Below are 26,469 nucleotides of genomic sequence, written 5' to 3'. Positions count from 1 at the left end.
TAACACAGCTTCCGCCACCGAATGCCGGAACGGACCGGATGCCGGTCCCCGGCGGGCCGCCGCGTTTCGGGGCCTGTCCTGCCCCAAACCCCTTTCGCGGAAGGGGTTCACGGCCTGCGGCCGGAATAACGTCCTGTTGATAAGTTTTCGAATCGCCGCCTACTCCTTCACGCCCAGTTCGCGCTGCGAGACGGCGAGGGCGGCGATGCTGATGCGGCAGCCGGGCGCATCGCGCAGGATCGCCGAGGCGCACGAAAGCAGCGTCGAGCCGGTGGTCATCACGTCGTCGACCAGCAGGACGTGCCGCCCGGCGAGCCGTTCGGGACGGCACACCGCAAAGGCGTCTTCGACGTTGCCGGCCCGCTCGCGGCGGGGCTTGAGGGCCTGGCTGGCGGTGTTGCGCACCCGGCTGACGCTGCGGCGGTCGACCTCCACGCCCAACTGCGCGGCGATCCCCTCGGCGATGTATTCCGACTGGTTATACCCCCTCCGGCAACGCTTAAAGGGGTGCAGCGGCAGCGGAACGACCACCTCCACGTCGTCGTAGAGTCCGCTTTCACGCAGATACCGCCCGTACCACGCGCCCATCTCCCGGGCCGTGCGCCACGCCCCGCGGTACTTGAAGCCGTGGATCAGCCACCGCCAGCCGCTCGCGCGGACGAAGAACAGAAAGCCCGAAGCCTGACAGACGGGGACCATGCCCCAGCATCGGCGCACCACGGGGTTGTCGGCCTCGCGCCAGTAGCCCGTCAGCGGCGCCGTGGCGCGGCACAAGGTGCAGACCGTGCGTTCGCCGCGCGTAAGCGGCTCCCCGCAGACGGCGCAGCGGGGCGGGAACAGCAGCGACGCGACATCGCGGACGAGGTCATTGAGGATCGACATTGACGACGACGGTGATCGACTTGAACGCCGGGTTTCCGGCAAAGGTTTTCAGCTCGGCCGCGAGCAGTTCGCGGGCGCGGGCCGAAGAGGCGCCGCTCTCGATTTTCAGCAGAAGGCCCACGAGGTATTCGCCGCGGATGCGGTCGACGGGCGGGGTCATCGGCCCCAGCAGACGGCGGCCGAAACGGGTGCGCAGGCGTGCGGCGAGGTCCATGACCCCGTTTCGGAGCACCGAAGGGTCGCGGTGGCGCAGCGTGAGCGACGTGAGCCGCGCATAGGGCGGATAGAAAAAGGCTTTGCGCTCGGCGAGCTGTGCGCGGGCCATCCCCTCGAAATCGCCCGCCGCGACCTGCCGGATCACGGGATGCCCCGGTTCGGAGGTCTGGATCACCACCTCGCCCCCGTCGTCGCGCCGTCCGGCGCGGCCCGCCACCTGCATCATCAGCTGGAAAGCCCGTTCGGCGGCCCGGAAATCGGGGTTGTTCAGCAGGTTGTCGGCATTGAGGATGCCGACGAGCGACACCCCCGCGAAGTCGAAACCCTTGGTGATCATCTGCGTGCCGACCAGAATATCGGTCCGGCGGGCCTCGAAATCGGCGATGATGGCGCTGAACGCCTTTTCGGAGGTCACGCTGTCCCGGTCCAAACGGGCAACCCGCGCTTCGGGGAAAATCCGGGAAATCTCCTCCTCGACCTTCTCGGTCCCGAAGCCCATCGGGAGCACATCGGTGACCTTGCACGAAGGGCACTTCGCCGGCACGTCCTCCGTATGGCCGCAGTAGTGGCAGACGAGTTTCCGCCCGCCCTTGTGGTAGGTCAGCGTCACGTTGCAGTGGGGGCAGCGGGCCGTCCAGCCGCACTCGGAACACGCGACGTAGGGCGAAAACCCGCGGCGGTTCTGAAACAGCATCACCTGCCCGCCCCGGTCGAGGGTCTCGCCGATCCGGTCCAGCAGGAGTTTGTTGAAATGGCCCTTGCGCTCGCCGCGCCTGGCGGCGCGCAGGGTGTCGGAAACGAGGATTTCGGGCGGGCGGGCGTCGCCGTAACGTTGGGTCAGCTCCGCGCGCCCGTATTTGCCCGACGCGGCGTTGAGCCACGTTTCGAGCGACGGCGTGGCGCTGCCCAGCAGCGTCCGGCCCCCCGTCAGGCGCGCCATCACCACGGCGCAGTCGCGGGCGTTGTAGCGCGGCGCAGGCTCCGTCTGCTTGTAGCTGGCGTCGTGCTCCTCGTCGACGACGATCAGCTGCAAATGCTTCAGCGGCAGGAAGACCGACGACCGCACGCCGACCACGAACTCGCCCCCGTCGGAGCGGTTCAGCCGCAGGTAGGTCTCCGTGCGGCGGCGGTTGGTGAGTTTGGAATGGTACGGAGTGACGCGGCTGCCGAAGATGCGCTCCATGCGCTCGATCAGCTGCGCCGTAAGGGCGATTTCGGGCACCAGCAGCAAAACATCGCCGCCCCGGGAGAGCACCTCGGCGATCAGGTGGATGTAAATCTCGGTCTTGCCCGAACCGGTGACGCCCTGCAAAAGAGCGGTGGTTTTCCCGGCGGCGAACTGTTCGCGCAGGGCGTTCAACGCCGTCAGCTGGTGCGCCGTCAGCTCCGGAAGGCGGAAGGCCGACCCGCCGCGCTCGACCGAACGTTCGCGCTGGGTGCAGACGATGTATTTCTTGCGCTCGAGGGCGTGCAGCACGGCATAATCGGCCCGGAGCAGGCGGCGGGCCACCTCGCCCGTCGCGATGCGCGTTTCGTCGCCGGCCGCAGCCAGCTCGAGCAGCGCCTCGTACTGCTTCGGGGCGCGCCGTTCGATCTTCTCGCAGACTTCGTGAAAACGCCCCTCGTCGCGGAGTTCCGCGGCCAGCGACACATAACACTCGGTGCGGGGACGGAACTCGTCGCCGGAGAACTCCTCCTCCGTGTCGCCCGAAGGTTTCATCAGCGCAGGCAGCGCCACGCGCATCACCTCCCCCAGGGAACACATGTAGTACGAGGCGATCCACTCCCACAGCGACATCTGCTGCGCCGAGAGCAGAGGCGCATCGTAGAGCACGCGCTGGATCGGTTTGACGGTTTTGAAATCGGGCCGGCGGTCGTGGACCCGCCACACGATGCCCGTATAGAATTTGCGTGCGCCGAACTGCACCGCCACGGCCTGCCCGGCCGCGACGTCCGTGCCTCCGGGCACGGCGAACGTGTAGACGGGCTGCGCCAGCGGAAGAACTATGTCGGCGTAGAGCTGCATCAGCCCTTCCCGATTGTCTGAAATCCCTTCCCGTAGACGCCCATGACCGATCCGACGGTCATAAAGGCCTCGGGGTCGATGGTCTTGACGAATTTGAGGATCATCGAGGTCTCCCGCTTGCGGCAGACCACCATGACGATTTTGGACTCCTTTTTCGAATACCACCCCTGCGAGTCGATGAGCGTCACCCCGCGGTGGACGTTGTCGACGATCGCCTGGGCCATTTTCTCGTAGTCGTGCGTGACGATGAAGACCTGGCTCGACTGCTGGTTTCCGGCCATGATCATATCGACCGTATAACCCACGACGGCCGTCATCACGTAGCCGTAAATCACGGCGCTGATGCCCATGCCCACCAGCAGGGCCGAACCGATGATGACGAAATCGGAGTAGATGAGGATTTTGCCGTAGCTGACCGTGCGGTACTTGTTGATGATCATGGCCACGATGTCCGTGCCGCCCGTCGAGCCGCCCTGCGAGAAGCAGAGCGCGATGCCGGCGCCGGCCAGAATACCGCCCATGACGATGGCCAGCAGGTTGTCGACCCCGAGGAAGTTGCCATCGGGAAGCACCTCCTGCCAGAAGTTCATGCCCAAGGAGATGATCACCACGCAGAAGATGGTCTTGAGACCGAAATTCCACCCCACGATAAATCCGGCGACCAGCAGCAGGACGGCATTGATGATGAAGACCATCGTACCGATCTGCAGGTCGATTCCCGCCGTCGAGAGCGCATTGCACAGCACGAGCGACAGACCTGCGGCGCCGCCGCCGACGCCGCCGGCCGGGAGTATGCAGCCGATCCAGCCGAAAGAGTACATCAGCATGCCGACAGCCATCAGAACATACTCCTTGACGGGTTTGAGCACGATGTCGGGATTGATGGATTTCATAACGAAGGGGTTTATTCGGGGTTTGCCTCCGCAAAGGCGGCGCAGGCCGGACGCAGAGCCGGGTCCACCCGCGTTCTGCCGAGGCGCAGCCTACCTCTGCCGAAGTTTGTCTGCGGCAAAGGTAGTAAAAATTTCGCCTTGGTATACATTGCGTTCCTCCAATCTTCTTTCGAGCATCGCGAGCAGCTGCTCGTTGCGCACGAGGCCCCAGTTGCGGCCGTAATGGTAGCGCGGCGGAGCCTCCGAGGCGAAACGTTCGACGACCACGCCGGGACGCAGCCGGCGGAGGATTTCGACGAACAGGTCGATGTACTCCTCCGGCTCCCAGAAGCGGAAACGCTCCGGTGCGGCGTCGTACTCGGCGGCCATCGGCGTCGCGCGGAAAACCTGCAGCTGGTGGAACTTCACGGTCGTGAGCGGCAGGGCGTTGATCCGCTCCACCTGATCGAGCAGCATCGCGTCGGTCTCGCCGGGAAGCCCGAGGATGAAGTGCGCGCCGACGTGCAGGCCCCTAGCGGCGGTCATCTCGACGGCGCGGCGGGCGCACGCGAAGTCGTGGCCCCGGTTGACGGCCCGGAGCGTGGCGTCGAAGGTCGATTCGATGCCGTATTCGAGGGCGACATACCGATCCCGGGCCAGCCCGGCGAAGTAATCGAGCTTGCGCTCGTCGACGCAGTCGGGGCGCGTGCCGACGACGATTCCCGCCACGCCGGGATGCGCGAGGGCCTCATCGTAAAGCCTCTTCAGCCGCTCCAGCGGGGCGTAGGTGTTGGAAAAAGCCTGGAAATAGACCAGGTAGCGCTGCGCCGAACGGTAGCGGTTGCGGTGGAATTCGATCCCCTCGGCGATCTGCTGCCCGACGCTCTTCGAGGGCATGCAATAAGAAGGGGTGAACGCTCCGTTGTTACAGAACGTACACCCTCCCTCTCCGATCGTCCCGTCGCGGTTGGGGCAGGTGAAGCCCGCATCGACGGAAAGTTTCTGCACCCGGCAGCCGAACAGACGGCGGAAGTACCCCGCATAGGAGTTGAACCGCCTCGTATCGCCCCACGGGTAAGTCATCTCCGCCTAAAAATTCCAGTCGCCCGGATTGTAGGTATCCTTCGGAACGTTGGGCACATTAGGGAAGAACGTATGCCCCGTGAGGCGTTCGATCTCCGCAACAGTCTTAAACACCCCCTTCGACTGAAAATCAACAGCCTTAACCACCTCGTTTTTAGCGTAGGTCTTATGCCGAACCATGATGGCAATGGATTGAAGTTCCCCCTGCGAACAATTTACCACCCACTTATTACCAGCGCTTTTCTTGGCTTTGAGCAGCACGATGTAGTAATGCGTCGGAATGGTCGTACCATCCACAACCTTGGAGGTATTCTCCCAATAGGTTCCCACCACCTGATAGCAAGTATCCGCCAAGCCACGCCATTGCTTGTCGACCCAGTCTTCAGCCGTATTCCACTGACCGCCGCTGGTATTGAAATAAGTCTGAAGCTGCGGACCGATATTCGAATAATAGAAAACGTCACGGTTAACGTTCTTCGTCACGCGCCGCTCGTTTGAGCCAAGCATGTGACCACGCGTGTAGCCGCTCCAATGACCCGCTTGCGTACAATTGATGTCCGGGTCATTCCGGTAAGCGTCTGTCCGCTTCACATCGCCTGTATAGCAGTCATGTAGTGGGGCAGCCACCCAGACCGGGCAGCGGTACGATTTGCTGTAACAGGTCGAGAAATTACGCGCCTTCGTACCGGTCGCCGGATAGTCCGGGCAAAGGTGATAAGCATAATAATAGTCGCTGTTCGACTTGTCCTCCGGAACCAGTTCGGGCCAGCCCGAATACTTGGCCGAACCCGTATTTCCGCCACCGCCGTCCGACGAGGTGGTGAAGGTCGCCGCGGCGCTGGTGTAGGTCTGCCCGTCCCAGTCGGCGCAGAGCGCGAATTCATAGGTCGTGCCGGGTGTCAGGCCGGTCAGGGCCGCCGTCTTGGTTCCCGTTCCCGTCGGAACGTTTACCCGGTCATAGCTGCCCGACGAAGCCGGCTTATACCGGAAATAGACGTCGTAGTCGGCCGTATCTTCGAAATTGAACGTACAGCTCAGCGTCGCCTCGGTCTTGGTCACGCCCGACGCCGCAGGAGTTCCGAAAGCGGGCCGTTCGGGATCGGGGTCGGGCATGTCGTCCTGCCCGGTTTTGAAGACCGCCCCTGCGCTCTGAACCCGTCCGGTCGACAGGCCGGCATAGGCGAAAACCACGTAGCTCGTTTCGGGCTGAAGCCCAGTCAGCGTGGCGGCAACGCCGGTGCCGTCAACCGCGGAACCCGCCACATCGGCAAACGCGCCGATTTTATTGTCGACAACGGCAGCATAGGAAAAACCCACGCTCGTGTTTTCGAGCACGCCCTCGCCGAAACGAGTCTGGCAGCTCAACCCGACCGTCGTGCCGTTGACCTCGGCCACAGGCGTCAGGAACCAGTCCGTTCCGGTCTCCGTCTTTTCATCCCCGCAGGAGGCGAAGGCCACGGTAAGGCCCAGAAGCAGAAATGCAAAAATTTTCTTCATTTTGATATAAATATGTTATTCCTTGTTTTTTGAATCCATCCAAATCGTCACCGGCCCGTCGTTGACCAGCTCGACCTGCATGTCGGCGCCGAATTCGCCCGTGGCGACCCCGCGGCCGAGCAGCTCGGCGACCCGGGCCGTAAACCGTTCGTAAAGCGGGCGAGAAACGGCTTCGGGGGCCGCCTTGATATAACTCGGCCGGTTGCCCTTGCGGGTCGAGGCCTGCAACGTGAACTGGCTCACGACCAGAATTTCGCCGTCTGTCTGCACCACGTCGAGGTTCATCACCCCGGCTTCATCGTCGAAGATACGCAGGCGCACGAGTTTTCCGGCGAGGTACTCGATGTCCTCGTCGGTGTCGTCGCACCCGACGCCGAGCAGCACCAGCAGTCCCGCCCCGATCCGGGAGCAGACATCGCCGCCGATAGCGACGGAAGCGTGTTTTACACGCTGAATGAGCAATCGCATGGCAGGGATATTCAGAGGTTTTCGAAATAGGTCCACAGGTTGTCGCCCGCAGGCACGGGAGCCGTGACCGAGAGCGGCTCGCGACGCACCGGATGCTCGAATTCGACACGGCGCGAGTGGAGCGAGATGCCGCCCCCGGGCAGGGAGCGCCGGGCGCCGTATTTCAGGTCGCCGCGGATCGGACACCCGACCTTCGAGAGCTGGGCGCGGATCTGGTGGTGACGCCCCGTGAGCAGTTCGACCTCGACCAGCGTGTAGTTCGTCCCCGCCCCGAGCGTCGCGTAACGCAGGCGCGCCTCCTTGGCGTCGCCCTTCGGGGCGTCGCAGGCCCGCGAACGGTTGGTCCTGCCGTCGCGCAGGATATAATGGCGCAGTTCGCCGCTCTCGGGATCGGGTGTGGCTTCGGTCAGCGCCCAGTAGACCTTATGGATGCGGCCTTCGCGGATCATCTCGTTCAGACGGACGAGCGCCTTCGACGTCTTGGCGAAAACGACGGCTCCGCTCACCGGGCGGTCGATGCGGTGCACCACGCCGAGGAACACCTCGCCGGGTTTGGCGTCGCGCCGTTTGATGAAGGCCTTGATCTGGTCCTCGAGGGCGCTCTCGCCCGACGGGTCGGGCTGCACCAGATCGCCGCAGCGTTTGTTGACGATCAGCAGGTGGTTGTCTTCGTAGAGAATGTCGTCCGGGTTGAACATCGTCGGAAATTACAGAATAAAGGTGAAAGGCAGCAGTTTGGAGGCCGAATCGACCGCCGTCACCGTACCGTGGCCGCTCATCAGCACCCGCATCGGGGAACCCTGACGACGCTCGACGTCGACCATCACCTGCCGGCACTGGCCGCAGGGATAGCATTCGCGCTCCGAGGGGTTCGAGGCAATGGCCATCGTCTCGATCGGATCGTCGGCATAATTGGCCTGGGCGTAGAACATCAGCGACCGCTCGGCGCAGAGTCCCGCGGGATAGACCTCGCTTTCGAAGTTGCTGCCGTAGAGTATTTTCCCGCTGCGCAGACGCGCGGCGGCGCCTACGTGGAAATTCGAGTAGGGCGCATGCGCATTGGCCGTGGCCCGTTCGGCCTCGGCGACCAGCCTGCGGTCGGCTTCGGAAAGCTCCGACAGCGCCGCGTAATGTTCATAATCGAAACAAAACTGCTTTTCCATAACTCCTCCTTTTTTACAGGGGTGAACTACAAAGATACTAAAATTTTCAGAAATCGCTTACTGAATCGTACTTTTTCAGTCTCTTTGCTTTCAACCCGGATGAATTGTTTTATTTTCAGGACCTTCCGGCCGACGAACGGGGATTTGGCGCCGGGACCGGCCGGCCGGGTCCGCAGGCCGGAGGGTTCCGCACCTCGCAAAGAACGAGGCGGACGGACGCCGCGAGCCGTCTGCGACTATCGCGGAGGGAATTTCGCCTTAACGAAGTCCGGGCCGGACGGGACACACAAGTGCATTTCCCGTTCAGCCCGGACAAGGCGAGGTGAAAGACACCCGAGAGAATCGGAAACCGTCCTATTCGAGCACGAACTTCGCCTGCACGTTGTACTGCAACTTGATGGTCTTGAAATCGAGCGGTTCGTCCGCAGCGGCGTCCTCGGCGACGCCCATCGCCTTGGCGCTGCGCATCACGGCCATGTTGTCGTAAAAAACAGGCATCACGTTGTTGTTCGAATCGTAGATGTAGAAGCATTTGCCGATCTTCTGCCCGATGGCTTCGGCCAGCGTCGCGGCGCTCTGGCGGGCGTTCTGCATCGCCTCGACGCGCACTTCGGCCTTATACTGTTCGATTTTCGAGTGCGAGACCTTCAGGATCGAGACGTTCGAGATACCCAGTCCGTCCAACGCCTGCCACACTTTGGCAACCATCGCCGAGGAACCCAGCTGCAACTGGTATTTGGCCGTGGCCACCGAGGTGTTTTTCTTGAAGAACTCGCTCGACAGGTTGGCCATCTTGAGCTGTTTCTCGACATCGACCCCGGCACGTTTGAGCGCGGCGATCATGTCGCGCTGCTGGCTTTCGACCGAAATCTTGCCCTTCGAGTCGCGCTCGTTGATGATGATCTGCAAGTAGAATTCGTCGGGCGCGATCTCCTTTTCGGCACGTCCGTTGACCTGAATGTAGCTGGGGAACGCCTCCTGCATCTGCGCTGCCGCGGGGAGGGCGAAAAACGCCACCGCCGCCAATAAAATCAGTCGTTTCATTGCCTTTTCGTTTTTAAATAACCTATTACAAAGATTATGCAAGCCGGGCGTCGCGCGGAACTGTTTTCAGCCGGGCCGGTTTCCATCCCTTTGTATCCAGTAAAACGCCGAAAAACGAAAATACTGCATCCCCGATGCGAAATCAGGCCTTGAACAACTCCCTATCGCTTTTTGCCTCCGCGGTGTTTCTTGAGCTCCTTCCTGTTCATCTCGCGGATTACCAATTCCTCGGTTTCAACGGGTCGGTAAACACCCTTTTCAACGCACACGACACCCTCCTCCGTAACGAACTGCGGAAAGAAATGCTTGCGGATGAAAGGTTTTCGCTCCCGCTCCTTCGGGTCCGGATTACTCTCCCACCAGAAGGTCTGCACGGAAACTTTGTATCGCTCGCCGTCATAGCTTCCCGCCAGCGCCAGCGGCGTTCCGGGCAGCACTTCGTCCCCGACCTCGACCAGCACATTGTCGCCGTCGAGGCAGATATACCAGGCCAGCGTGCCATCGGGCTGCTCGACCAGCAAATCGGGGCTTTCGGAGGTAAAACTCACCGCCGGGGCATCGGGTTCCCGTTCGGGAATGCCGACCTCCACGACCGTGCCGCGCCGCATCGCATAGACCGTGTCGCCCTTTTCCATTTCGAAATGCAACCCCAAAGCCCCTTTCTTTTCTTTCCGGAAACGGTCGTAAACGCTCACGCCGCGCGACACACGCACCGGCCAGCGAACAGTGGTGGGCATGCGGTAGACAAACGCGGTATCGGGCTCCTTATCGACAGGGCCTAAAAAAAAGCGGTATGAATAACCGTACCTCACGCCCCGGGTATCGTCGGCGGGACGGAGAGACAGCAGCCGCGTCCCGGTATAGCGGGTCTCGTATCTGAAGGTCCCCGAAGCGGTGTTACAGTTCTGCAAATCCCGGAGCGTCAGAAAAACAGTCAACGTCCCCGGACGCGTCTTATTCTCCAGGATAAAATCCACGGAGTTATTCTCATTCCGCTGCGTGCGGATGGTCGGCGACTGGGCGACCGCCCCGACGAACATCAGGGCGAACGATGCAGTCAGAAAAATTCGTATCATCGGTCCGTGGTTCAGGTTGCAGTTCAGGTTGCGTCCCGCGCGGACGCGCCGTTTACCGCCGCACGAGCTTCACGACGTTCTCCACATGGTGCGTGTGGGGAAACATGTCGACGGGCTGCACGGCCTCGACGCGGTAGGCGGCGTCCATCAGCTGGAGGTCGCGGGCCTGCGTGGCGGGATTGCAGCTCACATAGACGATCCGTTCGGGCGCGGCGCGCAGGATGACTTCGATCACCGGTTCGTCGACGCCCGCGCGCGGCGGGTCGAGGATGATCACGTCGGGACGGCCGTTCGCGGCGACGAATCCGTCGTCGAGCACCGCCTTCATGTCCCCGGCGTAAAAGACCGTATTTTCGATGCCGTTCAATTCCGAATTGACCTTGGCGTCGGCGATGGCTTCGGGGACGTACTCCACGCCCACCACCCGGGCGCAACGCGCGGCGCAGAAGTTGGCGATGGTTCCCGTCCCGGTGTAGAGGTCGTAAAGCACGTCGCCCGGCCGGAGGTCGGCAAAGTCGCGGGCCACCTTATAAAGTTCGTAGGCCTGCGCGGAATTGGTCTGGTAGAACGACTTGGGTCCCACCTTGAAGCGCAGTTCCTCCATCTCCTCGATGATATGGTCCTTGCCGCGGTAGCAGACCGGGTCGAGGTCGCCCACCGAGTCGTTGAACTTCGTATTGACGATATAGAACAGGGAGGTGATCTCCGGGAATTTGGCCGCCAGATGGTCCATCAGGGCCGTGATGCGGGGCCGGTCGTCGCTGTTGAAGACCACGATCACCATCACCTCGCCCGTCGAGGCCGTGCGGACGATCATGTTGCGCATCAGCCCCTCGTGCGAACGGGCGTTGTGGAACGTGTAGCCGTTCTCCACGCAGAACCGCTTGGCCTCCATGCGGATGCCGTTCGACGGGTCGGGCTGCAACCAGCATTTGCGGATGTCCAGCACCTTGTCGAACATCCCCGGGATGTGGAATCCCACGGCCGGCGCGTCGCCGATGTCGCCCGCCGACTCGATCTCCTCGCGCGTCAGCCAGCGGCGGTCGGCGAAGGTGAATTCGAGTTTGTTGCGGTAGAACTGCGTCTCGGCCGAGCCGAGGCAGGGCGCGATCTCCGGCAGCTCGATCTTGCCGATGCGCGTCAGCTGGTCGCGGACCTGATCGGTCTTGAAGCGCAGCTGCTCCCCGTAGGGCAGGTTCTGCCACTTGCAGCCGCCGCAGACGCCGAAATGCTCGCAGAACGCCTCGGCCCGCAGGGGCGATTTCTTCACATAGCGGACCACGAAGCCCTCCATGAAGCGGCGGCGTTTGGAGCGGATCTGCACGTCGACCACGTCGCCCGGAACGGTCAGCGGAACGAAGACCACCACGTCGTTCCAGCGGCCCATGGCCTTGCCCTCGGCCGCGAGGGTCGTTATTTCAAGCCCCTCGACGAGGGGATAGTTCGCTTTCTTTCTTGCCATCGGTTTTTAACTTTGCGTGCAAAGTTAAAAACAATTCATAATTCAAAATTCATAATTCAAAATTATTTCCCCGCAAAACGTATCGGAACCATCATACGGAACCGTCAACGCTTAATTTTTCATTTTCAATTTTTCATTTTTAATTCGGGCTTTGGCCCGCACGCCGCCCAGCCAGAAGCCCAGCGCGAAAGGCCCGCCGATCAGCACCGCAAGCGCCAGCACGACGTAGAGCAGGATTTTGCCGACAAGCCCCGGCACGGCGTCGAGCGTCGTCCGGACCAGTTCGTCGCCCGTCGCCCGCAACTGTTCGACCAACGCCTCGCGCTCACGCGTAACGTATTGCTGCAACTCGCCGCGCTGGCGATCGAAGTCGGCGAAAGCGTTGTCCACCGAAGCGTTCATCGTCCAGATGAGCTGCGTGGCCTGCCGGTTCAGCTCCTCCAGCACCTTGTCCGAAATCTCGGGCAGGTGCTCGGCGACGACCACGATACGGTTGAAACTGCGTTCCAGCGAATCGAGCTGCGCCCCGACCTGCAGGCGCAGGCTGTCCTGCCGGAGCCGCATCTCGAAGATGTCCTTCGACCAGCTCACACTGTTGGTCACCTGCTGGGTCTGGCCGCTCAGCCGGTCGTTGACGTCGGCCAGCACCTCGGCGATCGAGCCGGTGGCGTAATCCTGTTCGACGCCGGCCGCCCGGAGGTATTCCAGCCACGCGAGGGTCGTGTTGTCGGTCTCGTCGCCCTCGGAGGCGGGGTTGTCGCGCACGTAGTCCGTAACGAACCGCTCCATCAGCGCATAGCGGTCGTCCGGAAGCACCTGCCGGGCGAGCCTTCCGGCCCGGCGGTCGAGCCGCAGGGCGGCGTCGCGGGCGATATCGCTCTGAAGACCGAACAGCAGCGAATCGGGCGCCTGGGCGAAACCCTCGTTCATGCGGCGGCACAGAATCCACAGGTCGGCCAGCGCCACGTCGGGAATGCCCTGCATGGCGGCGGTCACCCCGGCGCGCGTGGCGCGGATCTTCCACCGCACGGCCGCTACGCGCACATTCACGTCGGGCGACGCAGCGACGATCGAGTCGGCCGCACGGGCCACCTCGCCGGCCATGTCGTAGTAAAAGCCGCGCGTCATGGTCCGCACGTTCATCTGCTCCTTCGACAGAGGGTCGCCCGTGGCCACGGCCACCTTCAGCAGCGAACACCCCGCAAACGACACCGCGGCGAAAAGCGCGGCCGCCAGTTTCATCCATCCGTTCATCGTCATTCCGTTTACGGGTCCGGCCCGCAATTACCTTTCCAGTTTTTTCACAAAGTCGCGGATGTAGCGCACCGCGACGTAATGGCCCGCCTGGGGCATGTTGCCGTGGTCGAACCCGTCGAATTCCCGGATCTCGACGTCGGGATGCCCCACCACCTGCATCATGCGCCAGAAATAGGCGTTCTCCTCGTAGCGGCCCAACATCTCCCGCCCGCGGTCGCCCGAGAGGATCAGGATCGGCGGGCAGTCGGGACGTATGTAGTTCAGCGGCGCCATGTCGTCCACGACCACCTGCGTATCGGGAATCCCCATTTCGCGGCGTCGCGCGAAATGGGTCACGACCTGCCCGCTGTAAGGGATCAGCGCCGCGAACGCCGTGTCGGGGTCGATGCCGTAGGGCGCCATCCAGCGTTTGTCCAGCCCGATCATCGAAGTCAGGTAACCGCCCGCCGAATGTCCGGCGATGAAGATCAGCCGCGGGTCGCCGCCGTAGGAAGCAATGTTTTTCACCACCCAAGCGGCCGCAGCGGCGGCATCCGCCACGCAGTCGGAGACCTTCACGCGCGGAGCGAGGCGGTAATCCACGCCCACCACGGCGAATCCTTTGCCGCACAACGCTTTCGGAATCTCGCGCCGCCCGCCGGTCAGTCCCCCGCCGTGGAACCACACGACGGTCGGAAATCCCTTCCTATCCGCCGGCCAGCAAATGTCCAGCCGGCAAAGCGAATCGACATAGCCGTCGCCCGCCGCGTCGCGGTAGGCAATGCCGGTTTCGGTCCGGCAGGCGGCCGTCTGGGCCGAAATCCCCGTGCAGAGCAGGGTCAGAGCCGCGAAAAGCGCAAAAAATCGTTTCATGGAATCAGGTCGTTTTGGGTCATAAAGATAGGTAAAATCCCGTAAAAAACACTATCTTTGCAAAACCGACTGCATTAAAACAGCCATCATTATGAAAATCGCCTGCCTGCAATTCAATCCGATACAGGAAAACACCTACGTCGTCTGGGACGACACCAAAGCGTGCATCGTCATCGACGCCGGAAACAGCAACCCGCGCGAGGACGCCGCGCTGGACAACTTCATCGCCGAGCACGGGCTGAAACCCGTCATGGCGGTCAACACCCACGGCCATTTCGACCACACGCTGGGCGTCGAGCACCTCAAACAGCGCTACGGCATCCCCTTCGCCCTCTCGTCGAAGGACCGGTTCCTGCTGGACAACGCAGCGACGAGCGGTTCGGTCTTCGGCGTGAAGATCGGCGCGATGCCCGCGGCGGACCTCGACCTGGACACCCTGTCCGAAGTGCGTTTCGGCAACACCGCCCTGCGCGTGATCCGCACCCCCGGCCACACCCCCGGCCATGTGGCGCTGTACGAGCCGGACTCGAAATCGCTCTTCACGGGCGACACGCTTTTCCGCGAGTCGATCGGCCGCACCGACCTGCCGGGCGGCGACTATTCGTGGATCATGCGCTCGATCCTCGACTCGCTGATTCCGCTGGGCGAGGAGGTGCACATCTATCCCGGCCACGGTCCCGAGTCGACGATCGGCCACGAAACGCTCTACAACCCCTTCATCGTCGAGGTGCTGAACGAGGAGATCAACTACCGGAACTAAAAATTAAAAATTGAAATTGGGGAAATTCATCCATAAGATTCTCTACCGCACCCTGCCGTTAGAAGGCTACCTGCGCGCCGTGAGCCGGCTGTTCTTCCTCTGGCAGCGGCTGGGCATCGGACGCGAGGCCCCTGCCACGGAGTACGTCTACCACCTGCCGAAGCTGGTCCGCGCGGGCGACACATGCATCGACATCGGCGCCAACCTCGGCTACTACGCCCGCACGATCTCCCGCCTCGCAGGCCCCGCGGGCAAGGTCTACGCCGTGGAACCGGTGGCCCCGATCCGCAAGGTGCTGAGCCGCAACCTCCGCCGCTGCGCCAACACCGAAATACTTCCCTACGCCCTGGGCACGGAGTCGAAACCCATCGTGATGGCCAACGACTCGGCGCGCGAGACGGGCTACTTCGGCACGGGGCAGAACTTCGTAAACGACGCCGGCGGCCGAGCCGACGTGGAGTTCACGGCCCAGATGCGCCGCGGCAGCGAACTGTTCGGCAAACTGGAGCGCCTCGACTTCATCAAATGCGACATCGAGGGTTACGAGGTCATCGTGATGCGGGAAATGCGCCCCCTGCTGGAGCGTCACCGCCCCACGGTGCTGATCGAAACGGGCGGCGAAAACCGCCCGCAGATCGTCGCGCTCTTCACCGAACTGGGCTACACGGGTTACACGCTCGACCGCGGACGGGAGATCCCGCTGACGGACGACTCGTCGAAAGACATCATCTTCCGCCCCGGAAACTGACTATGAATGGTAATTATATTTTGCTCCGAGGGTCGGAAGCTCCGATTTTGCCGCACAGCGGCACCAAGCCCTTCCCCGAGGGAAGGGTTTGGGATGGGGTCAGACTTGCAAACGGCGTCGAAGACGACGAATACGGCGGTCGGGAACCAGAATCAGAGCAGAATAACAACTTGATTACTTATGAATTATGAATCGCCATGCGCATTGACATCATCACCTCGGTTCCCGAACTCCTGACCTCGCCGCTCAACGAGTCGATTCTCAAGCGGGCGCAGGACAAAGGGCTGGTCGAAATCGTCGTCCACAACCTGCACGACTATGCCCACGACCGCCGCAAGACCACCGACGACTATCCGTTCGGCGGCGAGGCGGGAATGGTTATGAAGTGCGAACCGGTCTTCGAACTGGTCGAGAAGCTCCAGTCGGAACGGCCGTACGACGAAATCATCTACACCTCGCCCGACGGCATCCGCTACGACCAGCACGAGGCCAACCGCCTCTCGACACTGGAAAACATCATCATCCTCTGCGGCCATTACAAGGGTATCGACCACCGCATCCGCGAGCACCTCGTAACGCGCGAGATCTCGATCGGCGACTACGTGCTGACGGGCGGCGAGCTGGCGGCCTGCATCATCGCCGACTCGGTCGTGCGGATCATCCCCGGGGCCATCGGCGACGAGGCGTCGGCCCTCACGGACTCGTTCCAGGACAACCTGCTGGCTCCCCCGGTCTACACGCGGCCGGCGGAGTTCCGCGGCTGGCGGGTCCCCGACGTGCTGCTGTCGGGCAACTTCGCCGAGATCGCCAAATGGCAGGACAACGAGGCCTACGAACGCACCAAGCGCCTGCGCCCCGACCTGCTCAACGAATAGCAGCCCCCTTACGCTCCCGCACTTTTTGATTTTAGAGGAGCGGATTTTGACATAACGAAGGCCGACGCAGAAGGGACATACCAGTGTATTTCCCTTTTGCGAAGGACGAGGCAGGGCAAAAGGCGCCCTATAAAATCGAAAAGATGAAATACTACCTCATCGCCGGGGAGCCTTCGGGCGACCTGCACGGCGCAAACCTGATCCGAGGGCTGCAAAAAGCCGATCCCGGGGCGGAATTCCGCTTCTGGGGCGGGGACTGCATGGCCGCGGCGGGCGGCGCGGAGAACCAGCGCAAACACTACCGGGAGACCTCGTTCTTCGGCATCGTGCAGGTGCTGAAGAACCTCGGGACCATCCGGCGGCAGATGCGGGAGTGTCAGGCCGACGTGGCGGAGTTCGCCCCCGACGTGCTGATTCTGGTGGACTATCCGGGATTCAACATGAAGATGGCCCGCTGGGCCAAAGAGCACGGCATCCGCACCTTCTATTACATCGCCCCGAAGGTCTGGGCGTGGCGCGAATGGCGGGTGAAGGCGATCCGCAGATACGTCGACCGGCTCTTCATCATCTTCCCCTTCGAGCGCACCTATTTCCCGAAACACGGCATCACGCCCGTTTTCGAGGGCAACCCGCTCGTCGACGCCATCGAGGCCCGGCGGACGACGCTCCCGACGCCCGAGGAGTTCCGCCGCCGCAACTCCCTCGACCAACGCCCGATCGTCGCCCTGCTGGCCGGCAGCCGCCGGAACGAGATCCGCGACAACCTGCCGCTGATGGCCGCGCTGTCGCGAAAATTCCCCGAGCGCCAGTTCGTGGTGGCGGGCGTCGCATGGCTCGACCGGGCGCTTTACGAACAATACACAGCCGGAAGCGACATCCGCTACGTCTGCGACCAGACCTACGAGACGCTTGCGGCGGCCGAGGCGGCCGTGGTGACGTCGGGCACGGCGACGCTCGAAACGGCCCTGCTGGGCATTCCCGAAGTGGTGGTCTACCGCACGGTGTGGTGGCAGGTCTGGCTGCGGCCCTACGTGCTGAAGGTCCCCTGGGTGTCGCTCGTGAACCTGAACCTGGGGCGCGAGGCCGTCGCCGAGATCATCCAGTCGGATTTCTCGGTCGACCGCGCCGAACGCGAGCTGCGGGCGATCCTGCGCGGCGGCAGCAAGCGCGGAAAGATGCTCGCCGACTTCGGCGAACTGAAAACGATCATCGGAGGCCCGGGAGCCAGCGAACGGTTTGCGGCACGGATGGTCGCAGAACTACACGCACAGAAAATAAAATAGCTTCCGATGAACGACCCGCTCGCTCCTCTGCTCGCCGGAGCATTTGTAATCGTATGCGGCCTGCTGGTCAAACGGTTCCCGATGCTGATCTCGGGTTACAACACCCTGCCGAAGGAGAAACGCAAAAACGTCGACATCGACGGTCTTTCGTCGTTCATGCGACGACACCTGGTGATAATCGGAGGTTTATTGATTTTATTTACAACAATACTCGAACTGACCGGCCAACAGGAGGCTTTTTCCATAATCCTCGCTGTCTACCTGCCGGTTTACGTGATCTGGATGGTGGTCCGGGCACAGCGCTACGACCACAATAAATAAGGAGAGAGCATGAAAATCATCTGCATAGGCCGCAACTACGCCGAACATGCCGCCGAGTTGCACGAACAGCTCAACGACAGCGGGAAACTCCCCGAGGAACCGATGTTCTTCCTCAAGCCCGACACGGCGCTGCTGCGCAACAACGACCCGTTTTACATCCCGTCGTTCTCGCAGGAGGTGCACTACGAATGCGAACTGGTGGTGCGGATCAACCGCGTGGGCAAGGCCATCGCCGAGCGTTTCGCCCACCGCTATTACGACGAGGTGGGACTGGGCATCGACTTCACGGCCCGCGACCTCCAGCGGCGGGCCATCGCCGAGGGGCTTCCGTGGGAGAGCTGCAAGGCTTTCGACCGCTCGGCGGCAATCTCGCCGGAATTCGTCTCCTTGCAGGAGCTGGGCGGCGACGTGCAGCGGCTGCACTTCACGCTCGACGTGAACGGGGAGCGCCGCCAGAGAGGCGACACGGCGGAAATGCTCTTCACGGTCGACCGGATCATCGCCACGGTGTCGCGATACATGACCCTGCGCATGGGCGACCTGCTCTACACCGGAACGCCAGCCGGCGTGGGCCCCGTCCGCCCCGGCGACACACTGCGCGCTGCGCTCGAAGGACGCGAACTGTTAAATTTCGACATCAGATGAACCTTGAAAAACGATTGTTCCGAAATCGAAAAAAAGCAGAACCGCTCCGTAAAACTTTTCACCTTTCACCTTTAATTTTTCACCTTTATACATGCTGCTCAACGACAAACTCAAACCCTACCGCCTGCTGCTGGCGTCGCAGTCGCCGCGGCGGCGGGAGCTGATGACCGGCTGCGGGTTGCCCTACGAGCTGGCCGAAAAATTCGACTGCGAGGAGACCTATCCCGACGACCTTCCGCTTATCGGCGTTTCGGAGTACCTCTCGACGCTCAAAAGCGAAGCCTATCCGGTTCCGTTGCTCGAAAACGACATCCTGCTCACGGCCGACACCGTTGTGCTGGCCGGCGGCGAATTCCGGATGACGGCCGAAGGCTCGACATGGCACGGAGGGAAGATTCTCGGCAAACCCCGCGACCGCGACGACGCCCGCCGCATGCTGAAAATCCTGTCGGGCGCGCATCATCTGGTCACAACCGGCGTCACCCTGCGCTCCGCCGCGCGGATGACCCACTTCACTTCGCTGACCTATGTCTGGTTCCGCACGCTCACCGACGAGGAGATCGCCTACTATGTCGACACCTTCCAACCCTTCGACAAAGCCGGGGCATACGGCATTCAGGAGTGGATCGGCTACGCCGCCATCGAGCGCATCGAAGGCTCGTTCTACAACGTCATGGGACTTCCCGTCCAGAAAGTATACACCGAATTAGATAAATTTTTGAATCCATGAAACGCACCCTGCTGACCCTGCTCGCCGCCCTTGCCCTCCTGCCTTCGCTGGCCGACGAGGGCATGTGGCTCCCGAGCCTGATCTCCGAACGCATCGACGACATGCGTGCAAAAGGCTTCCGCCTCACGGCCGAAGACATCTACTCGATCAACAAGGCCTCGATGAAAGACGCCGTCGTACTTTTCAACGGCGGCTGTACGGGCGAACTCATTTCGCCCGAAGGCCTGCTGCTCACCAACCACCACTGCGGCTACGACGCCATCCAGAAACATTCGACCGTCGAGCACGACTACCTGACCAACGGTTTCTGGGCCATGTCGCGGGCCGAGGAGCTGCCCAACGAAAAACTCTGGGTCCGCTTCCTCGTCCGCATGGAGGAGGTGACCGACCGGATCGCCGCGGGCGAGACGGCCGCGCAGATCGTCGAAAAAGCCAAGGCCGAAGGCACGGGCTACAAAGCCTCGGTCGAACAGATGTACTACGGCAACCAGCAGTTCCTGTTCGTCTACGAGCAGTTCGACGACGTGCGCCTGGTGGCCGCGCCGCCCTCGTCGATCGGCAAGTTCGGCGGCGACACCGACAACTGGATCTGGCCCCGCCACACGGGCGATTTCTCGATGTTCCGCGTCTACGCTTCGAAGGACAACCGTCCGGCGGCCTACTCGCCCCAGAACGTCCCCTACCGTCCGAAAAAACACTTCAGCATATCCACGAAAGGGGTTAAAGAGGGCGATTTCACGATGATCTACGGTTTCCCGGGCAACACGCAGGAGTACATCCTCTCCGACGCCGTGGCCTACATCGCCGAGCGTTCCGACCCGGCCAAGATCGCCATCCGCACGGGCCGTCTCGACATCATCACCAAAGCGCAGGAGTCCGACCCCGCGCTGCGCATCCACTACGCCGCCAAGCACGCCTCGATCGCCAACGCCTGGAAAAAATGGCAGGGCGAAGCGCTGGGCATCGACCGCCGCGGAACCGTCGCAGCGAAATTCGATTACGAGACGCAGTTCGGACTGTGGTCCGTGGGACGTCCCGAATACGCCGGCGTAGTGATGGGCCTGCGCGCCGAGTACGACCGGATCATGGACGCCTATTTCGCTTACGAAATCACGCGCGAAACGCTCTCGACGCTGCCGGCAGCCTACACCCCCGAAGAACGGGCCGAAGAGTGCTTCGCCCGGCGCAAGTTCGCCGAGCAGGCGCTCTGGCGCCATGCGTTCCGCGAATACGGCCGTTGCCCGAAGGTTTACCGCACGCCCTCCTACGCCGAAGGCATGGCCCGTTACAAATCGCCGGAAGCCTACGCCGACGCCCTTTTCGAGGCCGTATGGGAAGGCTCCGACAGCGTGGCCATGCAACCCGCAGTCAGACTGCGCGAAGAGACCAAACGTATGCTCGACCACATCTCGTGGATGCTGGGAACCAAGTCGCTGCGCAACCTCAACAGCAAAATCCTCAACGAACTTTATACTACTTATATAAAAGGGCTGCGCGAATGGGACCGCGAGCGGGCCTTCTATCCCGACGCCAACCTGACGCTCCGCGTGGCCTACGGCTCCGTGGCCGGATACGAGTACGCCGACGGCGAATACCACAAACCGCAGACGACGCTCGACGGCATCATCGCCAAGGACAATCCCGAAATTTACGACTACGACATTCCGCAGTCGCTGCGCGACCTCTACGCATCGAAGAACTACGGCCGCTGGGGCACGGTGATCGACGGCCGCAGGACCGTGCCGGTCTGCTTCCTGGCGACGAACCACACCACGGGCGGCAATTCGGGATCGCCGGTGCTGAACGCCGGGGGCGAACTCATCGGCATCAATTTCGACCGCACGTGGCGTTCGACGATGAGCGACATCGCCTTCGACCCTGCGATCTGCCGCAACATCGCCGTGGACATCCGCTACGTGCTGTTCGTTGTGGACCGTGTCGGCGGAGCGGGCTACCTGCTCAAGGAGATGACGCTCAAATAAAGCATTCCGGGACCGCCGCAGAACGACCCGGGCGGTCCCCATGCAAATTTTGTCGTTTTTTCCGCAAAAATTTTGCGAATCGCAAAATAGTGCCTATATTTGCACTCCCGAAAGTTGATTCGGGAGAGCAATGCCCAGGTGGTGAAATTGGTAGACACGCTACTTTGAGGGGGTAGTGAACAATTACGTTCGTGCAAGTTCGAGTCTTGTCCTGGGCACACGAAAACAAAACCGCAGCTGATTGTCAATCGGCTGCGGTTTTTCATTTTCGTTTTGTTCGCCCCCCCACTTGCACCGCTCGTCACATTGACAGCAAGGCCCCATCCCCGGCCGGCGCCCGGGCAACAAGGGCCAGCGCATAGCGATTCACGCCGCAAGGGCGCATGAGATCGAATCGCACGCACATCGTTTCAGTCTGAAGGTTCTTACGCGTGCGACTTCTTCGAGACGAACAGCGCGAGGATGAACGACAGGGCCGAGGCTGCGATCCAGAAGACGATCGCCGTGTCGAGGGGGTCGAGGATGATGACGTCCTTCCGGGCCTGCGCCTGCAAACACCCCGTATGGAGCGTCACCACGGCGAAATTCTCCCGGGCGTAGGATTGCAGGTTGAACGACGTTCCCAGCACCGTATAGTTGTTGTTGGCGCTGTGGATGATGAACGGACAGTTTTTGTCGGGCGAAATGGTGAAAAACGCCTCGCCGTCGAACTCGATCTCGCGCGTCGCCTTCCCGAATCCCGGGTCCACGGTGAGCGTCGCCTCGGAATTCATGCAGACCTTCGACCCGTCGGGCAGCACGATGTCGAGCCTCTCGCCGCACGCCGTGCGGTATTCCAAGGGCTGTGCGGCGCTGATCTCCGCCCCGGCCCCGGCTTCGGACGCGACATCGGGGGTGCGCTGCCAGAACCACACGGCGCAAACGCCCGCCGCAACCACGGCGGCCGCCGCCACATAGCGCAGGAACCGACTCCGGCGCCGTCCGGCGACCTCGGGGACAGCGAACAGGATCTTGTTGCGGGCTGCGAAACGCGCCCATTCCCGCTCCGCCTTGGCCGACGCGGGCAGCTCCCGTCTGGCGAGACACTCCCTGAAATAAGCCCGGTTTTCATCCGACTCCTCCAGCCATCCCGCCAGCATACCGGCCTCCTCCTTACTCAAAGCGTTGCTCCGGTACGAATTGATCAGTCTGTCTATCTCTTTCTGCATATCATTTACACAAAACAGATTTTTTCTCTTTGTCTTCACCCGGTAGACACGCCTTTTCCGGATACCGACCCCCGCCGTGCGATTTTTTTTTTCGGAGCGTCCCTTTCCGCCCCCCCCGGAAACCGGAAATCCCCGGGCCGAAGCTCCGGGGATTTTTCCGCTCCCGGCAAACGGGCAGGGCGCCGCAGAAGCGGCTGCGGCTCGTTCGGGCAGTCGTGAAAATTGGGTTTTATGCGAAATTTGCCGTATCTTGCCGAAAATTGGAAACCATGACACAGCAACTGCGATTCATACCGTTCAAATCACGCTCGGACAAGGGCTGGGCCGAAGCATGGGCGCTTTACGAAGCCTCCTTCCCCGACTGCGAACGCTGGGACGGCACGGGTTACGACCGCGCTTTCGGCGACCCGCATTTCGAGGCCGACGGCATCTGGCGCGGCGACGAGTTCATCGGCATCCTCTTCCACTGGAACGCCGGGGATTACCGCTACGTCGAGCATCTGGCCGTCTCGCCCCGCCTGCGGGGACAGAACATGGGTTCAAAAGCCCTCGCGGCCTTTTGCCAAGGGCGGCGCGTCATTCTGGAGATCGACCCGCCGGAGGATGAAATCTCGGTCCGCCGCCAGCATTTCTACCAGCGGCTGGGTTTCGTCGCCAATCCCTACGCGTATATCCACCCCTCGTTCCGGCGGCCGTTCCATCCCCACCGGCTGGTGCTGATGAGCTATCCCGAGGCCCTTACATACGAAGAGGCCCGCGGTTTCGCGGACTTCATTCGGGAACGGGTGCTCCGCTACTCCGAGCACGAGAATCCGGAGCTGCCGAGACTGTAAAGCGGCCGCTACAACATGCCGACCACGTATTTCGTGACGAAGTAACCGCCCGCCACCAGCCAGACGTAGAGCAGGCCGGCCAGCACGAAAGGCCTGGCCCCCGCCTGCCTGAATTTGTCGAGGCTCGTTTCGGTCCCCAGCGCCGTCATGGCCATCGTCAGCATGAAGGTATCAACGTACTCGATGGTCCCGTTGAGCGGAATTTCCCGGACCGTCTCCACCCCGCAAAGGCTTTGCAGCAGCGAATTGAGACCGATGATCCCGATGAACCCGAAGGCGAACCACGGCACGGCGATCCTGCGTTTTCCCGTTTCGCCCCCGGATTCCTTCCGGCGGCCCGCCAGCACGAAGCCCATGATCACGAGCACGGGCGCGAGCAGCATGACGCGGATCATCTTGGTGATGGTGGCCGTTCCGGCGATCCCCAGCGCATCGGTGGGGTCCATCGCGTTGCCCGCCCCGGCCACGTGGGCCACCTCGTGCAGCGTGCTGCCCGTGTAGACGGCCACTTCCGTGTCGGTCATCCCGTTGAGCATGCCCGTGCGGTACATGACCGGATAGAGAAACATCGAGAGGGTTCCGAAAATGACGACCGTGGAGACGGCGATGGCGGTTTTGTACCCCTCGCACTTCACCACCGGCTCGGCCCCCAGCACAGCCGCCGCGCCGCAGATGGCGCTGCCCGTCGAAGTCATCAGCGCCGTGTCGCGATCGATCTTCAGCAGGCGGCCCAGCAGAACGCCCCCCAGAATGGTGACCGTCACGACGATCAGGTCCACGACGACGGCCGGCACGCCCACGGCCGCCACCTGGGCCAGCGTCAGGCGGAACCCGTAGAGGACGATGCCCCAGCGCAGCACCTGCTTCGTGCAGAACCGGATGCCCGGGACCCAGGTTTCGGGCAGCCGGTTGCGCAGGCTGTTGGCGTAGAGCATGCCCAGCACGATGCCGACGATCAAGGGGCTGAACGAGAGCCGTCTGACAACGGGGATTTCGGCGATGTAAAATGCCGCGAACGAAAACAGCGCGATCAGGAGAATTCCGTGCAGGGTGTTCGCCCTGTTACCTTTTTCCAACATATCCTTGCAATTTTAATGACGACCGATAACTTTTGCTTCATTGCGACGGCAAAGGTCGCATCTTTTATCGGGATACGAAACAAGATTTGGTTATCCGGGATAACCTGAAGTTATGACGCAGGGATAAGGAAACCGGGGGCCGGCAATCAGAAATCCGCCCGGGCGAAGTCGATGAACCGCCGCGCCAGACGCGCAGGTTCGGCTTCGGCATGCACGAAAACGAAATCGCGGGAGAGCGTCAGCCCCTCGATGTCGACGATCCGCAGCGCGCCGCTGCGCAGTTCATCCACCACCGAAATCACCGATACGATGGCCATGGCGTCGCTGTTGCGGACGAAGGCCTTGATCCCCTCGGTCGACCCGAGGCGCATCGTCACATCGAACTGCGAGAGACGGATGCCTCTGGCCGCAAGGGCCGCGGCGATCACTTCGAGCGTCCCCGAGCCGCTTTCGCGCAACACCAGCGGGATGCGCGGCAGCTCCTCGGGCGTCACCGTCTCCCGGCGGGCGTATTTCCCGCCCGGACGGGCCACCAGCACCAGTTCGTCGGGCCTGAAAAGCGTGTAGTGCAGCCCCTGCCGGCGGCTGAGGCTCTCGACCAGCCCCAGATCCACGGCATGTTCGCCCAACGCCTGCTCAACCTCGGCGCTGTTGCCCGACGACATCGAGACCCGCACCCCGGGAAAGCGCGCCGTGAAGTGCGCCAAAATCGGCGGAAGGAGGTACTGCGCGATGGTCGTGCTGGCCCCGAGGCGGAGTTCGCCCCCGGTCTGGTCGGCGCAGAGGCTCATCTCGTATTCGAGGCGGCGGTAGTCGTCGAGAAGCCGCCCGGCCGCCTCCAGCATCGTACGCCCCGCATCGGTCAGCTCCAGACGGCTGCCGCGGCGGGTGAAAAGCTGCACCTTATAACGGGATTCCAGCTCGCCGACATGCTTGCTGACGGCGGGCTGCGAAATGTAGAGTTGTTCGGCGGCCCGGGTGAAACTCAACGTCCGGGCCGCGGCGATAAAGACCTTGAGGCGGAAATCGTCCATAAGGCGTCAGCCCAGATGCCCTTCGTCGGCGAACTCCCTGACCGAACGGACGTAGTGGTCGATGGTCTCCTGCATCGAGACGAACGACTTGCCCCCCGCGGCGTTCTTGTGGCCGCCGCCGCTGAAATACTTCCGGGCGAAGAGGTTGACGTCGACGTCGCCCCGCGAGCGCAGCGACACGCGGATGAATTTGCGGTGGGCGAGAAACATGGCCGACATCTTGACCTTTTTGATCGTGAGGGCGTAGTTGACGAATCCCTCGCTGTCGCCCTGCTGGAACTGAAAGCGGCGCATCTCGTTCTCCAGCAAGGACATGTAGGCCACCGTCCCGTCCTGGATCACCTCCATCTTGCGGTTGATGGCATAGCCGAACAGCCGCGCGCGGCCCTCGGTATAGGCGTTGTAGACGCTGTTGTGAATGTCGGGGATCGAGATGCCCTTCTCGACCAGCACGGCCACGGCGCGGAACAGCTCCGGGGTGAGGAACGAGAAGGCGAAATTGCCCGTGTCGGTCATCATGCCCACGTAGAGCGACTCGGCCATGCGGCGTGTGATAGCCCCGGCGCCGCACATCGCCTCGACGATGCTGTACACCAGAAAACACGTGCTCGACGAATCGGGATGCGAGAACATCAGGTCGAAGCCCTCGTCGGGCGAGAGGTGATGGTCGATCAGCACGCGGCGGGCCGTGGTGTTGGCCGCGATGGTGTCGCTGAGGATTTCGAGCCGCGAAACGGCGTTGAAATCGAGGCAGAAAATCATGTCGGCCTCCGCGATGGCGCGCCGTGCGCGCCCTTCGGTGTCGGTCTTGAAGATCACCACCTCGTCGATCCCGGGCATCCAGTCGAGGAAATAGGGATATTTATTGGGCACGACGCAGGTCACCGCATGTCCCATCGTACGCAGGACCTCGGCCCATGCGAGCGACGATCCGACGGCGTCGCCGTCGGGGTTGGTGTGGGAGACGACGACGATGCGCTGCCCGGGTCGGGCGAGCATCTCCCGCAGACGTTCGATATGTTCTTTCGATAACTTCATTCGGGTTGGTCCGCATTGGTGGACCCGACAAAGAT

At 62.1% G+C, this 26,469-nt stretch carries 26 protein-coding genes and 1 tRNA gene; 10 read left to right on the top strand and 17 right to left on the bottom strand.

Going from position 1 to position 26,469, the window contains the following annotated elements:
* Positions 1–159: 159 nt before the first annotated feature.
* The 13 genes from DWW03_RS04950 to DWW03_RS04890 form a co-directional block, all read right to left on the bottom strand.
* Positions 160–882, bottom strand: a complete 723-nt coding sequence (locus DWW03_RS04950; RefSeq protein WP_022061689.1) for a ComF family protein — start codon at positions 880–882, stop codon at positions 160–162.
* Positions 866–3,124, bottom strand: a complete 2,259-nt coding sequence (priA, locus tag DWW03_RS04945) for a primosomal protein N' (protein ID WP_118406416.1) — start codon at positions 3,122–3,124, stop codon at positions 866–868. The genes DWW03_RS04950 and priA overlap by 17 nt, the downstream gene beginning before the upstream one ends.
* Complete coding sequence (locus DWW03_RS04940) at positions 3,124–4,017, bottom strand: YitT family protein (protein WP_118406415.1); 894 nt, start codon at positions 4,015–4,017, stop codon at positions 3,124–3,126. The genes priA and DWW03_RS04940 overlap by 1 nt, the downstream gene beginning before the upstream one ends.
* 90 nt (positions 4,018–4,107) lie before the next feature.
* Positions 4,108–5,079 (bottom strand): TIGR01212 family radical SAM protein, encoded by a 972-nt coding sequence (locus DWW03_RS04935; protein ID WP_118406414.1) that lies wholly within the window; start codon positions 5,077–5,079, stop codon positions 4,108–4,110.
* A 6-nt stretch (positions 5,080–5,085) separates the two neighbouring features.
* Positions 5,086–6,576 (bottom strand): DNA/RNA non-specific endonuclease, encoded by a 1,491-nt coding sequence (locus DWW03_RS04930; protein ID WP_118406413.1) that lies wholly within the window; start codon positions 6,574–6,576, stop codon positions 5,086–5,088.
* Between the two features lie 15 nt (positions 6,577–6,591).
* Entirely contained in the window at positions 6,592–7,044 is a 453-nt protein-coding gene (gene dtd / locus DWW03_RS04925; protein WP_022061694.1) for a D-aminoacyl-tRNA deacylase, read from the bottom strand.
* Positions 7,045–7,055: 11 nt separating this feature from the next.
* A complete protein-coding gene (locus DWW03_RS04920) occupies positions 7,056–7,742 on the bottom strand; it encodes an RluA family pseudouridine synthase (protein WP_022061695.1) in 687 nt (228 codons plus the stop codon).
* Between the two features lie 9 nt (positions 7,743–7,751).
* Positions 7,752–8,207 (bottom strand): cytidine deaminase, encoded by a 456-nt coding sequence (locus DWW03_RS04915; RefSeq protein WP_015546982.1) that lies wholly within the window; start codon positions 8,205–8,207, stop codon positions 7,752–7,754.
* 354 nt (positions 8,208–8,561) lie between these two features.
* Positions 8,562–9,251, bottom strand: coding sequence for an SIMPL domain-containing protein (locus DWW03_RS04910; RefSeq protein WP_022061696.1), 690 nt, complete (start codon positions 9,249–9,251; stop codon positions 8,562–8,564).
* A gap of 161 nt (positions 9,252–9,412) precedes the next feature.
* On the bottom strand, positions 9,413–10,327 hold the full coding sequence (locus DWW03_RS04905; RefSeq protein ID WP_118406412.1) for a M23 family metallopeptidase: 915 nt from the start codon (positions 10,325–10,327) through the stop codon (positions 9,413–9,415).
* A 52-nt stretch (positions 10,328–10,379) separates the two neighbouring features.
* Entirely contained in the window at positions 10,380–11,789 is a 1,410-nt protein-coding gene (rlmD, locus tag DWW03_RS04900) for a 23S rRNA (uracil(1939)-C(5))-methyltransferase RlmD (RefSeq protein WP_015546979.1), read from the bottom strand.
* 111 nt (positions 11,790–11,900) lie between these two features.
* Entirely contained in the window at positions 11,901–13,043 is a 1,143-nt protein-coding gene (locus tag DWW03_RS04895; protein WP_118406430.1) for a hypothetical protein, read from the bottom strand.
* A gap of 30 nt (positions 13,044–13,073) precedes the next feature.
* Positions 13,074–13,898 (bottom strand): alpha/beta hydrolase, encoded by an 825-nt coding sequence (locus DWW03_RS04890; protein ID WP_022061699.1) that lies wholly within the window; start codon positions 13,896–13,898, stop codon positions 13,074–13,076.
* 91 nt (positions 13,899–13,989) lie between these two features.
* On the opposite strand from DWW03_RS04890, the gene DWW03_RS04885 reads away from it, so the two are divergent.
* The 9 genes from DWW03_RS04885 (at position 13,990) to DWW03_RS04840 (ending at position 21,460) form a co-directional block, all read left to right on the top strand.
* Complete coding sequence (locus DWW03_RS04885) at positions 13,990–14,658, top strand: MBL fold metallo-hydrolase (RefSeq protein WP_022061700.1); 669 nt, start codon at positions 13,990–13,992, stop codon at positions 14,656–14,658.
* 16 nt (positions 14,659–14,674) lie between these two features.
* Positions 14,675–15,406 (top strand): FkbM family methyltransferase, encoded by a 732-nt coding sequence (locus DWW03_RS04880; RefSeq protein WP_022061701.1) that lies wholly within the window; start codon positions 14,675–14,677, stop codon positions 15,404–15,406.
* A gap of 197 nt (positions 15,407–15,603) precedes the next feature.
* Positions 15,604–16,281, top strand: a complete 678-nt coding sequence (gene trmD, locus DWW03_RS04870; RefSeq protein WP_022061702.1) for a tRNA (guanosine(37)-N1)-methyltransferase TrmD — start codon at positions 15,604–15,606, stop codon at positions 16,279–16,281.
* A gap of 143 nt (positions 16,282–16,424) precedes the next feature.
* Entirely contained in the window at positions 16,425–17,564 is a 1,140-nt protein-coding gene (gene lpxB, locus DWW03_RS04865) for a lipid-A-disaccharide synthase (RefSeq protein WP_022061703.1), read from the top strand.
* Between the two features lie 6 nt (positions 17,565–17,570).
* Positions 17,571–17,885, top strand: a complete 315-nt coding sequence (locus tag DWW03_RS04860) for a DUF3784 domain-containing protein (RefSeq protein ID WP_015546975.1) — start codon at positions 17,571–17,573, stop codon at positions 17,883–17,885.
* Positions 17,886–17,894: 9 nt separating this feature from the next.
* Complete coding sequence (locus DWW03_RS04855; protein ID WP_015546974.1) at positions 17,895–18,530, top strand: fumarylacetoacetate hydrolase family protein; 636 nt, start codon at positions 17,895–17,897, stop codon at positions 18,528–18,530.
* Between the two features lie 91 nt (positions 18,531–18,621).
* The gene (locus DWW03_RS04850; protein ID WP_022061704.1) at positions 18,622–19,260 is read left to right on the top strand and encodes a Maf family protein; all 639 of its coding nucleotides are present in this window, start codon (positions 18,622–18,624) and stop codon (positions 19,258–19,260) included.
* Positions 19,257–21,242 carry a S46 family peptidase gene (locus DWW03_RS04845; protein WP_118406410.1) on the top strand — a complete coding sequence of 662 codons (1,986 nt, stop codon included), beginning with the start codon at positions 19,257–19,259 and terminating at the stop codon, positions 21,240–21,242. Before DWW03_RS04850 ends, DWW03_RS04845 begins: the two co-directional genes overlap by 4 nt.
* 132 nt (positions 21,243–21,374) lie before the next feature.
* Positions 21,375–21,460 (top strand) — tRNA-Leu (locus tag DWW03_RS04840).
* 207 nt (positions 21,461–21,667) lie between these two features.
* Here DWW03_RS04840 and DWW03_RS04835 read toward each other — a convergent pair.
* Positions 21,668–22,450 (bottom strand): FecR family protein, encoded by a 783-nt coding sequence (locus tag DWW03_RS04835; protein ID WP_015546971.1) that lies wholly within the window; start codon positions 22,448–22,450, stop codon positions 21,668–21,670.
* 269 nt (positions 22,451–22,719) lie between these two features.
* On the opposite strand from DWW03_RS04835, the gene DWW03_RS04830 reads away from it, so the two are divergent.
* Positions 22,720–23,283, top strand: a complete 564-nt coding sequence (locus tag DWW03_RS04830) for a GNAT family N-acetyltransferase (protein WP_015546970.1) — start codon at positions 22,720–22,722, stop codon at positions 23,281–23,283.
* Positions 23,284–23,291: 8 nt separating this feature from the next.
* Here DWW03_RS04830 and DWW03_RS04825 read toward each other — a convergent pair whose 3' ends face one another.
* The 3 genes from DWW03_RS04825 to DWW03_RS04815 all read right to left on the bottom strand — a co-directional run bounded on the left by DWW03_RS04825 (position 23,292) and on the right by DWW03_RS04815 (position 26,434).
* Positions 23,292–24,362 (bottom strand): YeiH family protein, encoded by a 1,071-nt coding sequence (locus tag DWW03_RS04825; RefSeq protein WP_015546969.1) that lies wholly within the window; start codon positions 24,360–24,362, stop codon positions 23,292–23,294.
* Positions 24,363–24,508: 146 nt separating this feature from the next.
* On the bottom strand, positions 24,509–25,396 hold the full coding sequence (locus DWW03_RS04820; protein WP_022061706.1) for a LysR family transcriptional regulator: 888 nt from the start codon (positions 25,394–25,396) through the stop codon (positions 24,509–24,511).
* A gap of 6 nt (positions 25,397–25,402) precedes the next feature.
* A complete protein-coding gene (locus tag DWW03_RS04815; RefSeq protein WP_022061707.1) occupies positions 25,403–26,434 on the bottom strand; it encodes a DHH family phosphoesterase in 1,032 nt (343 codons plus the stop codon).
* Between the last annotated feature and the right edge of the window lie 35 nt (positions 26,435–26,469).

The organism is Alistipes sp. AF14-19 (assembly GCF_003461645.1).
GTDB classification, from domain to species: Bacteria; Bacteroidota; Bacteroidia; order Bacteroidales; family Rikenellaceae; genus Alistipes; species Alistipes shahii.
Note: the sequence above shows the minus strand (reverse complement) of the source record. Positions and strands in the feature narration are given on the sequence as shown.

Bases quoted from the DNA above. Each gene is read 5' to 3' on its own strand.
- DWW03_RS04950 (WP_022061689.1), bottom strand. From the start codon at position 882: ATGTCGATCCTCAATGACCTCGTCCGCGATGTCGCGTCGCTGCTGTTC.
- priA (WP_118406416.1), bottom strand. From the start codon at position 3,124: ATGCAGCTCTACGCCGACATAGTTCTTCCGCTGGCGCAGCCCGTCTAC.
- DWW03_RS04940 (WP_118406415.1), bottom strand. From the start codon at position 4,017: ATGAAATCCATCAATCCCGACATCGTGCTCAAACCCGTCAAGGAGTAT.
- DWW03_RS04935 (WP_118406414.1), bottom strand. From the start codon at position 5,079: ATGACTTACCCGTGGGGCGATACGAGGCGGTTCAACTCCTATGCGGGG.
- DWW03_RS04930 (WP_118406413.1), bottom strand. From the start codon at position 6,576: ATGAAGAAAATTTTTGCATTTCTGCTTCTGGGCCTTACCGTGGCCTTC.
- dtd (WP_022061694.1), bottom strand. From the start codon at position 7,044: ATGCGATTGCTCATTCAGCGTGTAAAACACGCTTCCGTCGCTATCGGC.
- DWW03_RS04920 (WP_022061695.1), bottom strand. From the start codon at position 7,742: ATGTTCAACCCGGACGACATTCTCTACGAAGACAACCACCTGCTGATC.
- DWW03_RS04915 (WP_015546982.1), bottom strand. From the start codon at position 8,207: ATGGAAAAGCAGTTTTGTTTCGATTATGAACATTACGCGGCGCTGTCG.
- DWW03_RS04910 (WP_022061696.1), bottom strand. From the start codon at position 9,251: ATGAAACGACTGATTTTATTGGCGGCGGTGGCGTTTTTCGCCCTCCCC.
- DWW03_RS04905 (WP_118406412.1), bottom strand. From the start codon at position 10,327: ATGATACGAATTTTTCTGACTGCATCGTTCGCCCTGATGTTCGTCGGG.
- rlmD (WP_015546979.1), bottom strand. From the start codon at position 11,789: ATGGCAAGAAAGAAAGCGAACTATCCCCTCGTCGAGGGGCTTGAAATA.
- DWW03_RS04895 (WP_118406430.1), bottom strand. From the start codon at position 13,043: ATGAACGGATGGATGAAACTGGCGGCCGCGCTTTTCGCCGCGGTGTCG.
- DWW03_RS04890 (WP_022061699.1), bottom strand. From the start codon at position 13,898: ATGAAACGATTTTTTGCGCTTTTCGCGGCTCTGACCCTGCTCTGCACG.
- DWW03_RS04885 (WP_022061700.1), top strand. From the start codon at position 13,990: ATGAAAATCGCCTGCCTGCAATTCAATCCGATACAGGAAAACACCTAC.
- trmD (WP_022061702.1), top strand. From the start codon at position 15,604: ATGCGCATTGACATCATCACCTCGGTTCCCGAACTCCTGACCTCGCCG.
- lpxB (WP_022061703.1), top strand. From the start codon at position 16,425: ATGAAATACTACCTCATCGCCGGGGAGCCTTCGGGCGACCTGCACGGC.
- DWW03_RS04860 (WP_015546975.1), top strand. From the start codon at position 17,571: ATGAACGACCCGCTCGCTCCTCTGCTCGCCGGAGCATTTGTAATCGTA.
- DWW03_RS04855 (WP_015546974.1), top strand. From the start codon at position 17,895: ATGAAAATCATCTGCATAGGCCGCAACTACGCCGAACATGCCGCCGAG.
- DWW03_RS04850 (WP_022061704.1), top strand. From the start codon at position 18,622: ATGCTGCTCAACGACAAACTCAAACCCTACCGCCTGCTGCTGGCGTCG.
- DWW03_RS04845 (WP_118406410.1), top strand. From the start codon at position 19,257: ATGAAACGCACCCTGCTGACCCTGCTCGCCGCCCTTGCCCTCCTGCCT.
- DWW03_RS04835 (WP_015546971.1), bottom strand. From the start codon at position 22,450: ATGCAGAAAGAGATAGACAGACTGATCAATTCGTACCGGAGCAACGCT.
- DWW03_RS04830 (WP_015546970.1), top strand. From the start codon at position 22,720: ATGACACAGCAACTGCGATTCATACCGTTCAAATCACGCTCGGACAAG.
- DWW03_RS04825 (WP_015546969.1), bottom strand. From the start codon at position 24,362: ATGTTGGAAAAAGGTAACAGGGCGAACACCCTGCACGGAATTCTCCTG.
- DWW03_RS04820 (WP_022061706.1), bottom strand. From the start codon at position 25,396: ATGGACGATTTCCGCCTCAAGGTCTTTATCGCCGCGGCCCGGACGTTG.
- DWW03_RS04815 (WP_022061707.1), bottom strand. From the start codon at position 26,434: ATGAAGTTATCGAAAGAACATATCGAACGTCTGCGGGAGATGCTCGCC.